This is a genomic window from Nocardia sp. NPDC127606, from assembly GCF_042671725.1.
In the GTDB taxonomy this organism is placed as follows: Bacteria; Actinomycetota; Actinomycetes; order Mycobacteriales; family Mycobacteriaceae; genus Nocardia.
On sequence record NZ_JBHXWQ010000002.1, the window covers coordinates 891,756 to 904,712 of the forward strand.

Here is a 12,957-nt window from a genome sequence, read left to right on the forward strand (position 1 = left end):
TCGGGCCTGGGGGCCCGATCGACGGACTCAAAGGTGAGGTCCGGAAAGGGCGAGAAGATGAACCGGTACGTGGGCGCGATCGACCAGGGCACGACGTCGACGCGATTCATGGTCTTCGACCACAAAGGCACCGTGGTGGCCCGCCATCAGCTCGAACACTCCCAGATCATGCCGCGCCCGGGCTGGGTCGAACACAATCCGGACGAGATCTGGGAACGCACCCGCACCGTCGTCAAGACCGCCCTCTCGCTGGCCGACCTCACGGCCGACGACCTCGCCGCCATCGGCGTCACCAACCAGCGCGAGACCACCGTGGTGTGGAACCGCCGCACCGGCCGCCCCTACGGCAACGCCATCGTCTGGCAGGACACCCGCACCGACCGCATCATCGCCGACCTCGATGCCGCCGGGCACAGCGCGCTCATCCGCCAGAAGACCGGTCTGCCGCCCGCGCCGTACTTCTCCGGCGGCAAGCTGAAGTGGATCCTGGACAACGTCGCGGGCGTGCGCGCCGATGCCGAGCGCGGTGACGCCCTGTTCGGCACCCTCGACAGCTGGCTGATCTGGAATCTCACCGGCGGTGTGCACGTCACCGACCCCACCAATGCCTCGCGCACCATGCTGATGGATCTCGAAACCCTCGACTGGGACGACGAACTCCTCGCGATCTTCGGCATCCCGCGCGCCATGCTGCCCACCATCGCGCCGTCGGCGAACCCGCGACTGTTCGGGACGACGAAGCCCGACGGCCCGTTCAAAGGCTCGGTGCCCATCGCGGGCGTGCTCGGCGACCAGCAGGCCGCGGGCGTCGGGCAGGTGTGTTTCCAGCCCGGCGAGGCCAAGAACACCTATGGCACCGGCAATTTCCTGATGCTCAACACCGGCACGGAGATCGTGCGCTCGAACCACGGCTTGATCACCACCGTCGCGTATCAGTTCGGCGACGACAAGCCCGCCTACGCGCTGGAGGGGTCGATCGCCGTCACCGGGTCGGCGGTGCAGTGGTTACGCGACCAGATGGGCATCATCGCGGGCGCCGCGCAGATCGAAGACCTCGCCGGACAGGTGGCCGATTCCGGCGGCGTGTACTTCGTGCCCGCCTTCTCCGGACTTTTCGCGCCGTACTGGCGACCCGATGCGCGGGGCGCGGTCGTCGGCCTGTCGCGCTACAGCAACAACGCCCACTTGGCCAGGGCCACCCTGGAATCCATCGCCTACCAGACCCGCGACGTGGTCGAGGCCATGCAGCGCGACGCCGGTGTGCGACTGGCGACGCTGCGGGTGGACGGCGGCGTCACCGTGAACCAGCTGGCCATGCAGATCCAGGCCGACCTGCTCGGCGTCCCGGTCTCGCGCCCGGTCGTCGCCGAGACCACCGCGCTCGGTGCCGCCTACGCCGCCGGACTGGCCGTCGGCTTCTGGAGCGGCACCGACGAACTGCTCGACAACTGGTCCGAAGACGTCCGCTGGTACCCCACCTGGTCCGAGGAGCAACGCGAACACGGCTACCGCCGCTGGCTCAAAGCCGTCGAACGCACCCTCGACTGGGCCGAAATCTGAGTCACCCCCGATACTTTCGAGAAGGAGATCATCGTGTCTGTGCAACTGGACCCCACCTACCGTGAGCAGGCTGTCGGCACGCTCGACACCGCCGAGGTCGATGTCCTGGTCATCGGTGGTGGCGTGACCGGCGCCGGCGCCGCGCTCGACGCCGCCTCGCGCGGCCTGTCCGTAACCCTGGTCGAGGCACGCGATTTCGCGGCGGGCACCTCGAGCCGTTCGTCCAAGCTCATCCACGGCGGCCTGCGCTACCTGGAGCAGATGGACTTCGCGTTGGTGCGCGAGGCGCTCAAAGAGCGTGGGCTGCTGCTGAATACGCTCGCGCCACATCTGGTGCACCCGGTGCCGTTCCTGTTCCCGCTCCAGCACCGGGTGTGGGAGCGCGCCTACATCGGCGCCGGCATCGCCCTCTACGACACGCTCGGTGGCGCGCGTACCGTCCCGATGCACAAGCACCTGACCCGTTCCGGCGCACTGGAACTCGCGCCCGCGCTGCGTGACGACGCGCTGACCGGCGCCATCCGCTACTACGACGCCCAGGTCGACGACGCCCGCCACACGATGATGATCGCCAGGACCGCCGCCGAGAACGGCGCCACGGTGCTGACCCGCACCAAGGTGATCGGGCTGGAACGCGACGGGGAGAAGGTCGTCGGTGCGCGTGTCGAAGACCTGGAAACCGGTCTGACACACACCATTCGGGCCCGCACCGTGATCAGCGCGACCGGCGTCTGGACCGACGACATGATCAAGATGACCGGCGTGGACTTCCCGTTCCACGTCCAGATGTCGAAGGGCGTGCACATCCTCGTGCCGCGCGACCGGCTGAACCTGCTCACCGGCATGATCATGCGCACCGAGAAGTCGGTCCTGTTCGTGATCCCGTGGGCCGAACACTGGATCATCGGCACCACCGACACCGAATGGGCGCTGGACAAGAACCACCCCACGGCCACCGCCGCCGACGTGCAATACATCCTCGACCACGTCAACGCGCTGCTGCGTGAGCCGCTGACCAGGGCCGACATCGTCGGCACCTACGCGGGCCTTCGCCCGCTGATGACCGGCGCCACGAAGGAGACCGCGAAGCTCTCGCGCGAACACGCCGTCGCCGAGCCCGCGCCTGGCCTGTTCGTGATCGCGGGCGGCAAGTACACGACCTACCGGGTGATGGCCGCCGATGTCGTCGATGCCGCCGCCGCGCGCCTGGGTGGGGATATCCCCGCCTCGTCGACCGCGCAGTTGCCCATCGTCGGCGCGGCGGGCTACTTCGACATGCTCGCCGAGGTGACCGACCTGTCGGTGTCACAGCGACTGCCCGTCGACGTGGTCGAACACCTGCTCGGCCGGTACGGCTCGCTGAGCACCGACATCTTCGGCCTCATCGCCGCCGACCCCGCACTGCGCCACCCGATTCCGGGTGCCTCGGACTACATCGCCGCCGAGATCGTCTACGCCGTCACCCACGAGGGCGCCCTGCATCTCGACGACATCCTCACCCGCCGCACCCGTATCTCGATCGAGGTCCCCGATCGCGGCCTCGCCGCCGCGCCGGAAATCGCCCGACTGATCGCACCGCTGCTCGGTTGGAACGAGGAGAGCACCAACGCCGAGATCAACCGCTACTACGACCGGGTCCACGCGGAGCTGGCCGCCAACGAAGCGGGCGACGACGCCGCCGCCAACGCCGCCAGGCTGCTCGCGGCCCGCTGACCTCCACCGAACGGCACCGCGGATGTGCCTGAGCGAGGTGCAACCGCGGTGCTGCCTGCGCATCGGTTCGGAGAACGAGCTCGGGCGGATTCCGGCACGGTGGGACCTCGCAACGCAGCGTAGGAATACCGTAGCGCCCCCGTAGCTCAGGGCGTAACCTGGCAACATGGCCGTCCCCGCGGAGCTGCCCGAGATTCCGCAGCGCGAACTTCGTAACGACGCGAGCCGGGTGCTGCGCGAGGTTCGCTCCGGGCAGTCCTACACGATCACCGTCGATGGGACGCCTGTCGCGGACCTCGTTCCACATCGAAACGCGCATCGTCGAGCAGCAGTGCCGCGCGCGGAGGTGATCGCCGCTTTTGCCGGCTTGTCGGCTCCCGGCACGCGGCTGGAGGTTGATGATTTGGTCGACGACTCGCTCTACGACCCGTACGACCGGGCCTACCGTCGCGGTGAATTCGCCGAAGACGGCCCCGAGTGACCGCCACTACGACCAGAGGCATCGTCGATACGAATGTGGTGATCCTTCTCGATGAACTCGACCCGGCCGAGTTGCCGGACGAGCTCATGATCAGCGCGGTGACGATGGCAGAACTCGCCGCTGGTCCGCATTACGCCGCAGCGCCGGGTGAACGGGCTCGTCGAATCGAACGTGTTCAGAACGCCGAGGCGTTGTTCGAGCCGATCCCTTTCGATACCAGGGCCGCACGCCGATTCGGGCACGTCGTAGCGGCGGTGCTGGCAAGCGGCCGCAACCCGCGACCTCGCCGGATCGACCTGATGATCGCGTCGATCGCTTCCGCCAATCGGCTTCCGTTGTTCACTGTCAATCCCCAGGACTTCGCGGGTCTGAGCGAACTGCTGACAGTGGTACCCGTGACGCACCCGAACAGCGATAAGTAGATCTGCCCACGATTGGTTCCATGGCACGCGTCGGGTGGTTAGCGTGAGGGCATGAAATCGCTGATCGACTACCGACTACCTGTCGCGGACGCGCTGTCGTGAGCCGGGGCACCATCCTGATCACCGGCGCCAGCTCCGGGCTCGGCGCCGAGATGGCGCGCCAGTTCGCCGCACTCGGGTACGACCTGGGCCTGTGTGCTCGCCGGACCGAGCGTCTCGACGAACTGCGTACGCAGATCCTCGCCGACCACCCCGAACGCGTCGTCTCGGTGAAGCAGCTCGATGTCACCGATGACACGGCGGTGTTCACCGTTTTCGACGAGTTCGCCGAGGAATTCGGCACCGTCGACCGCGTGATCGTCAACGCGGGCCTCGGGAAGGGCGCAGCGCTCGGCACCGGCCACCACAAGGCCAATCGTGAGACCGCGGTGGTGAATTTCCTTGCTGCCCTGGCGCAGAGCGAGGCGGCGTTGAAGATCTTTCGCGCCCAGGGGCGCGGCCACCTGGTGATGATCTCCTCGATCTCCGGTCTGCGCGGCATGCCCAAGACACTCACCACTTACGCGGCGACCAAAGCGGGCGTCGCCGCGTTGGCCGAAGGCGTTCGCGCGGAGGCGATTCCGGGCGTCGATGTCTCGGTGATCTACCCCGGCTACATCCGCTCGGAGATGAACGACCGCGTCAAGCATCAGCCGAAGTTCATGGTGGACACCGAAACCGGCGTCCACGCGATGGTCGCCGCGATCGAGAAGCGCCGCGCCAACGCCTATGTGCCCGGCTGGCCATGGGTGCCACTGGGCTTCGCGCTGCGCGTCCTGCCGCTACCGGTTGTCCGAAGATTGATCTGAAACCAGCCCCGCACGCCCCGACTTCGAGGAGGGGCCGCCGCGCAGCGGCGTTTCGCGGCCGTCCCGTCGATCAGGTGCCCTTGCGTAGGCGACGAAGGAGCAAGCAACGGTGCCTGATCGACGGGACCGAAGGGGCCGCGAACTCGAGCGCGCCAGCGCTCCAAAATTACTGCCTGGGCAGTAGGTGCTTGCCGTCCTTGTCCGTGGACAGCGCCAGCGAGCTGATGTACTGGATCTCGCCTTCGGGGCCCGGCACCGCCGAGGCGATCATGTCCGGGCGCTCGAAGTCCATGCCGGTGACGTGGCAGGTGAGCAGGTCGCCCGAGGGGTTGCCGTGTTCGTCGAACATCGGCGCCTCGATGCCGTCGTCGGCGCGTCGCAGGTAGTACTTGCCCTTCGTGGCGATCGCGGTGAGCGGAGTCGCGATGAAGGCGACCAGCACCGCGACCAGCGGCGAGTACGGCTTCAGTAGCTCACCGAACAGGCCGAAGAAGGTCATGATCGACAGCACCGCCGACAGCCCGAAACCGACCAGACCCACCGGGTTGAAGTCGTAGAGCATGCCGCGCCGGAACTCCGGCACCTTCGGCGAGATCTTCAGCAGGTACTTGTTCACCGCGATATCGGTGGCCACGGTGACGATCCAGGCGATGCCGCAGTTGGCGTAGAAGCCGAGGATGTTGTTGAGGAAGTCGAACATGTTCGCTTCCATCAGCACCAGCGCGACACCGAGGTTGACCACCAGGAACACCAGGCGGCCAGGGTAGGTCTTGGTGACGCGGGTGTAGGAGTTGGTCCAGGCCAGCGAGCCCGAGTAGGCGTTGGTCACGTTGATCTTGACCTGGCTGATGACCACCAGCACCACGGCCAGCGTCATGGCCAGCCACCCCGGCACCATGTCCTTGTAGATCTCCAGGAACTGGTGCACCGGCTGGTTGGCGATGCCCTGCGCGGCGGGCAGATTCGCGATCAGGTACACCGCGAGGAACAGGCCGACGACCTGCTTGGCCGCACCGAACAGCACCCAGCCGGGACCGGCGAGCAGCATCCAGCCCCACCACTTGGCCCGGTTCTCCGGCGTGCGCGGCGGCATGAAGCGCAGGTAGTCGATCTGCTCGGCGATCTGGGCGATCAGCGACAGGCACACGCCGGCGGCCAGCAGCGCGCCCGAAACGCTCACGCCCTCACCGTTCTCCCCGCCGTAGGCGAAGAACGAACCCACCGAATCGGGGTGGCGCACCAGCAGGAACCCGAACGGCGCCACCATCAGCAGCAGCCACAGGGGAGTGGTCCACACCTGGAGTTTGGCCAGGGTGTTCATCCCGTAGATGACCAGCGGGAAGATGATGATCGTGGAGGCGAGATAGCCGATCCACAACGGAATTCCGAGGCCTAATAACAGGCCCTGCGCCATGATCGAACCTTCGAGCGCGAAGAAGATAAAAGTGAACGACGCGAACACGATATTGGTGATCACGGAGCCGTAGTAGCCGAATCCGCTTCCGCGCGTGATCAGGTCGAGATCGATGTTGTAGCGCGCCGCGTAATAGGCGAGCGGAAATCCGGTGAGCATCACGACCACGGCGAAGATACCGATGCCGATCAGGGCGTTTCCGGTGCCATGGGCGATGCCGATATTCGCGCCGATCGCGAAATCGGCGAGGTAGGCGATGCCGCCGAGCGCGGAGATGCCGACGACCGCGGGGCTCCATTTGCGGTAGCTCCGTGGGGCGAAACGCAGCGTGTAGTCCTCGAGTGTTTCTTTGGCGGCAGTATCTGCTCCGGCCATTTCCCTCTCTCCTTCATCCGCTGCCGCACGTAACCGGCGACTCACAGACGGTCCTGCATGGATGTAGACGCGAATTTTCCGATTAGTTACGCCGCTGTTACGCGGCCCGATGGTGACCGGGGTCACCGAAACGGCCCCGCAAAAACAAGCACGCGTGTATGTTTTTGGGCGGAGCGAGCGTCAGGAGACGACAGTGTTCGAATGGTCCGAGACCGATCTGATGATCCGCGATGCCGTACGGGCGTTCATCGACAAGGAGGTCCGGCCGAACCTCGACGCCCTCGACAGCGGTGAGATGCTGCCGTACCCGATCCTGCGCAAGCTGTTCGGTCAGTTCGGGATCGATGCGATGGGCGAGGACGCCGTCGCGAAAATGCTCGCCAAGGAAGCGGCCGGGCCGAGCGAGGGCGGCAAGAAGCCGGGCAGCCCGTTCGGCGATCAGCAGTCGATGATGGCGGTGCTGATCAGTGAATTATCCGGTGTGTGTATGGGTTTGGTGTCCGCCCTCGGGGTGAGCATCGGACTCGGCGCCACCACCATCATGTCGCGGGGCACCCTCGCGCAGAAGCAGCGCTGGCTGGCCGACATCGTCACCCTGCGCAAGGTGGCGTCCTGGGCGATCACCGAACCCGATTCCGGCTCGGATGCGTTCGGCGGCATGAAGACTCGCGTCGAACGCGACGGCGAGGACTACATCCTCAACGGCCAGAAGACCTTCATCACCAACGGCCCGTGCGCCGACGTGATGATCGTCTACGCCAAGCTCGACGAGCGCGACGGCACCGACAAACGCGACCGCAAGGTGCTCACCTTCGTGCTCGACAAGGGCATGGAAGGCCTCACCCAGGGCAAGCCGTTCAAGAAGATGGGCCTGCACTCCTCACCCACCGGCGAGTTGTTCTTCGACAATGTCCGGCTCGGCAAGGATCGGTTGCTCGGCGAGACCGAAGAGCACAAGGGCGGCGACGGAAGAGAAAGCGCCAGAGCCAGTTTCACCGCCGAACGGATCGGCGTCGGGTTCATGGCGCTGGGCGTGATCGACGAATGCCACCGGCTCTGTGTCGATTACGCGCGCAACCGCACGCTGTGGGGGCAGGAGATCGGTCGCTTCCAGCTGATCCAGCTCAAGCTGGCCAAGATGGAAGTGGCGCGAATCAATGTGCAGAACATGGTGTTCAACGTGCTCGAGCGTGCTCGCGCGGGCAAGCCGCCGAGCCTGGCCGAAGCCTCCGCGATGAAGCTGTACTGCTCCGAGGCCGCGACCGAGGTGGCGATGGAGGCGGTGCAGTTGTTCGGCGGCAACGGCTATATGAGCGAATACCGCGTCGAGCAGCTGGCCCGTGACGCGAAGTCGCTGATGATCTACGCGGGCAGCAACGAGATCCAGGTGACCCACATCGCCAAGGGTCTGCTCGGGAAGTGAATCGGCCCCGGCCGCGAACAGTGTTGTCGCGGCCGGGGCCTCATCACACGGCGCGCAGGTGTCCGCGGCTGGCGTAGATGTGCTCGGCGATCAGCGTGGCGATCCGGTCCGGCGCCTCCAGCATCGGCACATGCCCCACTCCGTGCACCAGGATCCGATCCGCCGACTCGGGCAGTTCGCGCAGGTAGCGGGTGGCGTACACGCTGTTGGGGATGATCCGGTCGTATTCGGCGAGCAGCATCCGCACCGGGGTGCTCAGCTCACCCAGGTCGTCCATGCCCGGCGCGCGCAGGCTGCCGAGGATCAGCGGGATCATCGCGTCGCAGTGCAGGACCGCGGTGAGCGTGGTCGCGAGGTCGCGGCGGGCGACGGCGCCGGTGTGCTTGGTGACCAGCAATGCGGCCACCTGCTGCACGAGCGGGTTGTTGATCGCCACACCGCCGAGGCGCTTGCCGATTTCGATGAAGGGGATCATCGACGCGAATTTGATGCCGATCCTGACCTGGCTCAGCGAAGGCGATGCCCAGCCACCCGCCGCGGCGATGGTGGTGAGTGTGCGAGCCCGGCCGCGTCGCGCCAGCTCGAGTCCCACCCAGCCACCGAGTGAATTGCCCGCGATATGACACGTTCGCCAGCCCAGCTCGTCGAGCTGGTCCTCGATCTGATCGGCCAGGGCGTACACATCCAGTGCCCAGCCCTCGACCTTCGGGCCACCCCAGTGCCCGGCGAACGCGGGTGCGTACACCTCGCAGTGGGCCGACATTCGCTGCGCGACCTGCTCCCAGCAATGTGGCGAGAGCAGGAACCCGTGCAACAGCAACACCGGGTCGCCGGACCCGATGTGCAGCGCCGCGACGGGCGCGGGGCGGGCGGTGGACTTGGCGGTGCGTGACGTCATCGTCATCACCCCTTCCTGGACGACGGTGTCCGGGGGAGCATCCCTGCCTGCATTGTACGGTCGTACGGTGCCGATAATCCTCTCGACTGTGAACGTTAACGGGGTCCGTGCCGCTTCGACCAAGGGCATGTTGGCCTGGTTGGCGGCGACCGAAGCCGACATCGTCTGCCTACAGGAGACCAGAGCGACCGACGCGCAGACCGCGGCGGCGTTGGCCCCCGCACTCGACGCGGGTTGGGTGCTCTCACATGCCGAGCCCGAATCCAAGGGCCGCGCGGGCGTGGGGATTCTTTCGCGGCGCGCACCCGATGCCGTGCGCGTCGGGTTCGGCAGCACCGAGTTCGCGGCGTCGGGCCGCTATATCGAGGCCGATTTCGATGACGTCACCGCGGCGAGCGTCTACGTGCACTCGGGCGAGGAGAACACCCCCAAGCAGGACGAGAAGTACCGGTTCATGGCCGAGCTCGGCGCGTACCTGAAGGCGCGCACCGGCGAGTTCGTGGTGAGCGGCGACTGGAACATCGCCCCCGCCGAGGTCGATCTGAAGAACTGGAAGGGCAACCAGAAGTCGGCGGGCTTCCTGCCCGAGGAACGCGCCTGGATCGCCGAACTGCTCGCGGCGGGCTACGTCGACGTGGTGCGCGCCCTGCATCCCGACGTCGCGGGCCCTTACAGCTGGTGGTCCTACCGCGGCCGCGCCTTCGACAACGACTCCGGCTGGCGGATCGACTACCAGCTCGCCCTCGGTGAGTTGACCGGGCGCGCCAAGCAGGCCGTCGTCGAACGGGCGCCCGCCTACGACCAGCGTTGGTCCGACCACGCGCCCGTTACTGTCCAGTACCGATGAAACTCTCACGCAAGACTCTCAGCCTGCTCGGTGGACTCGTCCTCGTCCTGGCGGCCATCGGCCTCACTGTGTTCGGCGGTCGCGGTACCGACAGCACCACCGTCACGTCGACCACGCGTGCCGTCGCCGGGATCACCAGCACCGCGACCGCGCCGAAACCTGGTCCGCCCGCCGGGAATTCCTCGGCCTCGCCGGTCACCAAGACCGCGGGTGTGCCCGACCGCGCCTATGCCACCCTCGTGGAGATCGACGCGGGTCGCTGGCCCGGTTCGGCCAACGCGCAGGGCACCAAGGGCGGCGAGCAGTTCATGAACCGCGGAACCAAACTGCCGCCCAAGGATTCGGCGGGCAAAGCGGTGAAATACCAGGAGTGGGATGTGAATCCCAAGCAGCCCAACCGCGGTCGTGACGCCGAACGCATCGTCACCGGCAGCGACGGCTCCGCCTGGTACACCGGCGACCACTACGAAACCTTCACCAGGATGCGCTGATGACTCCGCGAATGACGCTGTCGCAGTTCCTTGCTCGCCCCACCGCCGAAGCACCGGCCGCGACCACGCCGCCGGTGCTCGGTGCGCTGCCGGTGGATGCCAACCAGTTCAGCGGCGTCCGCTACGACGCCCCCGCCGACTACCGCGTGCGCGAACTGCGCGGCGCCAAGATGCGCACCATGGCGGAGCTGTTCGACGAGTTCGCGGCGGCCTTCCAGTTCCCGTACTACTTCGGCGCCAACAAGGACGCCTTCGACGAATGTCTGCGTGACCTCGACGATTTCGTCGGCGACGCCCCGGGCTACGTCGCGGTGATCCGCACCGCTGACGACCTGCTCGGCGAGCAACCCGCCGAACGCGCCTGGTTCGACTCCGCCATGCGCGACTGCGCCGCGTATTGGGCGCGCCGCGATGTCGCGTTCCGTGTCGTCTTGCAGGGTGAACCGGAGAAATTCGACGCGATCGCGCTGACGGACTGACAGCCGGCCCGCGTCCGTAAGGTTCCTTATGCGAGGTTTGTCCGGCTAGGGTCGATCCCTGGTGCGTCGAGATCCGGCGGATCGGGACGGAGCTCTGCCGTGCGTTTCGCGACGTTGATCGGTCTGGCGACGGCGGGAGTGATCGGCCTGCTGCCGCTCGCGGTTCCCGCGTTCGCCGCGCCGACACAGACTCAGTACGCACCGACCATGCTGGTGCTCGACGCCTCCGGGTCGATGCTGGCCGCCGATCCTGGCGGCGGCACCAAGATGGACGCGGCGAAGACAGCGGTGCGCGGTTTCGTTGCGACCGCGCCCGCCACGGCGAAGGTCGGACTGTCGGTCTACGGCACCGGCACCGGATCCACCGATGCGGACAAGCCCGCGGGCTGCCGTGACGTCTCGGTGCTCGTACCGGCCGACACCATCGACAAACCCGCGCTGACAACAACCGTCGACAAGATCACCCCCAGCGGTTTCACCCCGATCGGCGCCGCACTGCGCACCGCCGCGGGCGCCCTGCCGACCGAGGGCCCGCGCTCGATCGTGCTGGTGTCCGACGGCCTCGACACCTGCGCACCGCCCGACCCGTGCGAAGTGGCCCGCGAACTCGGTGCCGACGGCGCTTCGATCGTCGTGCACACCATCGGTTTCGGGGTCGACGACGCCTCGCGCGCCCAGCTCACCTGCATCGCCGACACCACCGGCGGCACCTACACCGACGCCGCCGACGGCAAGGCGCTCGAGCAGGTGTTGCCCCGGGTGAGCACCGCGGCACTGCGCGACTACGCCTCGGCGGGCACACCCGTCGAAGGCACCGCCGGATACCAGGACGCACCGGCGGTAGTGCCGGGGCAGTACCTCGACACCATCGGGCACAAGAAGCCCCGCTACTACGCGGTGGACGTCCCCGAGGGGGCGACCGCCTACTTCAGCGGGACCGTCTCCTTCCCCCGTGGTGAAGACGCGGTGAGCTCCAACAACAGCCTGCGTTTGCGCGTGGCCGGCGGGGAAGGCCAGGACTGCAACGCCTCCGAACAGGAGAACGCCGTCCGATCCACCGATGGCGTCGCGCTCACGGTCAGCTCGCAATGGACCGGCGCGACCGAAGCGAAAGACGGCACCGCGCGCACCGACAAGTGCAAGGGCGGCGGCCGGTACTACTTCAGCGTGGAATGGTCGGGTGTCGCCGACAACGCACCGGCGACACTGCCACTGGAACTGAATGTCACCGTCGAACCGGGCGTCACCGACGGCGGCCGCCCGGCTGAACCCGAACCGGTGTCGTTCACCGCGCCGAGCGGTCCGGTCGTACCGGTGACCGGGGGCGGCTCGTTCAACGTGGCAACGGCCCTCGACGGCTCCGGCGTCTACGGCGACACCATGCAGCGCGGCGAATTCGTCTTCTACAAGGTGAAACTCGACTGGGGTCAGGGACTGGCCTATCGGGTGCGGTTCCTCGAGACCCCGGGCCGTGGCCTCGACAACGTCTCGGTCGTCACCACCACGCTGTACACGCCGTATCGCAAGGAGGTCGCCGATGAATTCGCCAGCTACAACGGTGCGCCCGACATTCTGCCCTCGAACAAGCAGGCCGTGGCGATCCCCGAGGTCCGCTATCGCAACCGCGAATCCTCGGACCGGGAAGTGTCGGAGAACGCGCTCGCCGGGTGGTACTACATCGCGGTGAAAGTCAGTCCGACACAGGATGATCCGGGTGCCGTTCGTCCCGTGCCCGTCGAGCTGGACGTCGTGGTGACCGGAACACCGGAGGCGGGCCCCACCTATCGGGCCGCGCCGGGGGCCACCGGTAGCTCCGCCGAGAACCTCCCCGACACCGCGCAGGCCGCCGACGACGACAACTCCACGGCACTGCTCGGCACCGGCATCGCCGTCGTCGCATTCGCCCTCGTCATCGGCGGCGTCATCGGGATCACCTTGCTGCGCAGACGAACTCGTCGGTAGCGCGGTGCTCCGCCGGATGTTCTGATGCCACCGTAATTGACGGC

At 67.0% G+C, this 12,957-nt stretch carries 12 protein-coding genes; 10 read left to right on the forward strand and 2 right to left on the reverse strand.

From position 1 onward, the window contains the following. Positions 1-57 precede the first annotated feature (57 nt). The 5 genes from glpK to ACFVJ5_RS14770 all read left to right on the forward strand — a co-directional run bounded on the left by glpK (position 58) and on the right by ACFVJ5_RS14770 (position 5,024). Positions 58-1,560, forward strand: a complete 1,503-nt coding sequence (gene glpK / locus ACFVJ5_RS14750) for a glycerol kinase GlpK (protein WP_379220651.1) — start codon at positions 58-60, stop codon at positions 1,558-1,560. A 33-nt stretch (positions 1,561-1,593) separates the two neighbouring features. Next, the gene (locus tag ACFVJ5_RS14755) at positions 1,594-3,273 is read left to right on the forward strand and encodes a glycerol-3-phosphate dehydrogenase/oxidase (protein WP_379220418.1); all 1,680 of its coding nucleotides are present in this window, start codon (positions 1,594-1,596) and stop codon (positions 3,271-3,273) included. Between the two features lie 166 nt (positions 3,274-3,439). Next, positions 3,440-3,754 carry a type II toxin-antitoxin system Phd/YefM family antitoxin gene (locus ACFVJ5_RS14760; protein WP_379220419.1) on the forward strand — a complete coding sequence of 105 codons (315 nt, stop codon included), beginning with the start codon at positions 3,440-3,442 and terminating at the stop codon, positions 3,752-3,754. After that, positions 3,751-4,176, forward strand: a complete 426-nt coding sequence (locus ACFVJ5_RS14765) for a type II toxin-antitoxin system VapC family toxin (protein ID WP_379220420.1) — start codon at positions 3,751-3,753, stop codon at positions 4,174-4,176. Before ACFVJ5_RS14760 ends, ACFVJ5_RS14765 begins: the two co-directional genes overlap by 4 nt. Before the next feature lie 98 nt (positions 4,177-4,274). Next, positions 4,275-5,024: an SDR family oxidoreductase gene (locus ACFVJ5_RS14770; protein ID WP_379220421.1), complete on the forward strand. Its 750-nt coding sequence runs from the start codon at positions 4,275-4,277 to the stop codon at positions 5,022-5,024. Between the two features lie 166 nt (positions 5,025-5,190). Here ACFVJ5_RS14770 and ACFVJ5_RS14775 read toward each other — a convergent pair whose 3' ends face one another. Continuing rightward, positions 5,191-6,813 (reverse strand): purine-cytosine permease family protein, encoded by a 1,623-nt coding sequence (locus ACFVJ5_RS14775; RefSeq protein WP_379220422.1) that lies wholly within the window; start codon positions 6,811-6,813, stop codon positions 5,191-5,193. 193 nt (positions 6,814-7,006) lie between these two features. Here ACFVJ5_RS14775 and ACFVJ5_RS14780 point away from each other — a divergent pair, with 193 nt between their 5' ends. Next, positions 7,007-8,236 (forward strand): acyl-CoA dehydrogenase family protein, encoded by a 1,230-nt coding sequence (locus ACFVJ5_RS14780; RefSeq protein WP_379220423.1) that lies wholly within the window; start codon positions 7,007-7,009, stop codon positions 8,234-8,236. A gap of 43 nt (positions 8,237-8,279) precedes the next feature. On the opposite strand, the gene ACFVJ5_RS14785 is transcribed toward ACFVJ5_RS14780, so the two are convergent. Continuing rightward, a complete protein-coding gene (locus tag ACFVJ5_RS14785; RefSeq protein WP_379220424.1) occupies positions 8,280-9,134 on the reverse strand; it encodes an alpha/beta fold hydrolase in 855 nt (284 codons plus the stop codon). A 67-nt stretch (positions 9,135-9,201) separates the two neighbouring features. Here ACFVJ5_RS14785 and ACFVJ5_RS14790 point away from each other — a divergent pair, with 67 nt between their 5' ends. The 4 genes from ACFVJ5_RS14790 (at position 9,202) to ACFVJ5_RS14805 (ending at position 12,913) form a co-directional block, all read left to right on the forward strand. Then, complete coding sequence (locus tag ACFVJ5_RS14790; RefSeq protein ID WP_379220425.1) at positions 9,202-9,981, forward strand: exodeoxyribonuclease III; 780 nt, start codon at positions 9,202-9,204, stop codon at positions 9,979-9,981. After that, on the forward strand, positions 9,978-10,472 hold the full coding sequence (locus ACFVJ5_RS14795) for a ribonuclease domain-containing protein (protein WP_379220426.1): 495 nt from the start codon (positions 9,978-9,980) through the stop codon (positions 10,470-10,472). The genes ACFVJ5_RS14790 and ACFVJ5_RS14795 overlap by 4 nt, the downstream gene beginning before the upstream one ends. Further along, positions 10,472-10,951 (forward strand): barstar family protein, encoded by a 480-nt coding sequence (locus tag ACFVJ5_RS14800; protein WP_379220427.1) that lies wholly within the window; start codon positions 10,472-10,474, stop codon positions 10,949-10,951. Before ACFVJ5_RS14795 ends, ACFVJ5_RS14800 begins: the two co-directional genes overlap by 1 nt. Positions 10,952-11,050: 99 nt before the next feature. Continuing rightward, positions 11,051-12,913 carry a VWA domain-containing protein gene (locus ACFVJ5_RS14805; RefSeq protein WP_379220428.1) on the forward strand — a complete coding sequence of 621 codons (1,863 nt, stop codon included), beginning with the start codon at positions 11,051-11,053 and terminating at the stop codon, positions 12,911-12,913. The last annotated feature ends 44 nt before the right edge of the window (positions 12,914-12,957 follow it).

Excerpts from the sequence above, each read along its gene's own strand:
- ACFVJ5_RS14785 (WP_379220424.1), bottom strand. The coding sequence starts at position 9,134 with ATGACGTCACGCACCGCCAAGTCCACCGCCCGCCCCGCGCCCGTCGCG.
- ACFVJ5_RS14760 (WP_379220419.1), top strand. The coding sequence starts at position 3,440 with ATGGCCGTCCCCGCGGAGCTGCCCGAGATTCCGCAGCGCGAACTTCGT.
- glpK (WP_379220651.1), top strand. The coding sequence starts at position 58 with ATGAACCGGTACGTGGGCGCGATCGACCAGGGCACGACGTCGACGCGA.
- ACFVJ5_RS14800 (WP_379220427.1), top strand. The coding sequence starts at position 10,472 with ATGACTCCGCGAATGACGCTGTCGCAGTTCCTTGCTCGCCCCACCGCC.
- ACFVJ5_RS14795 (WP_379220426.1), top strand. The coding sequence starts at position 9,978 with ATGAAACTCTCACGCAAGACTCTCAGCCTGCTCGGTGGACTCGTCCTC.
- ACFVJ5_RS14775 (WP_379220422.1), bottom strand. The coding sequence starts at position 6,813 with ATGGCCGGAGCAGATACTGCCGCCAAAGAAACACTCGAGGACTACACG.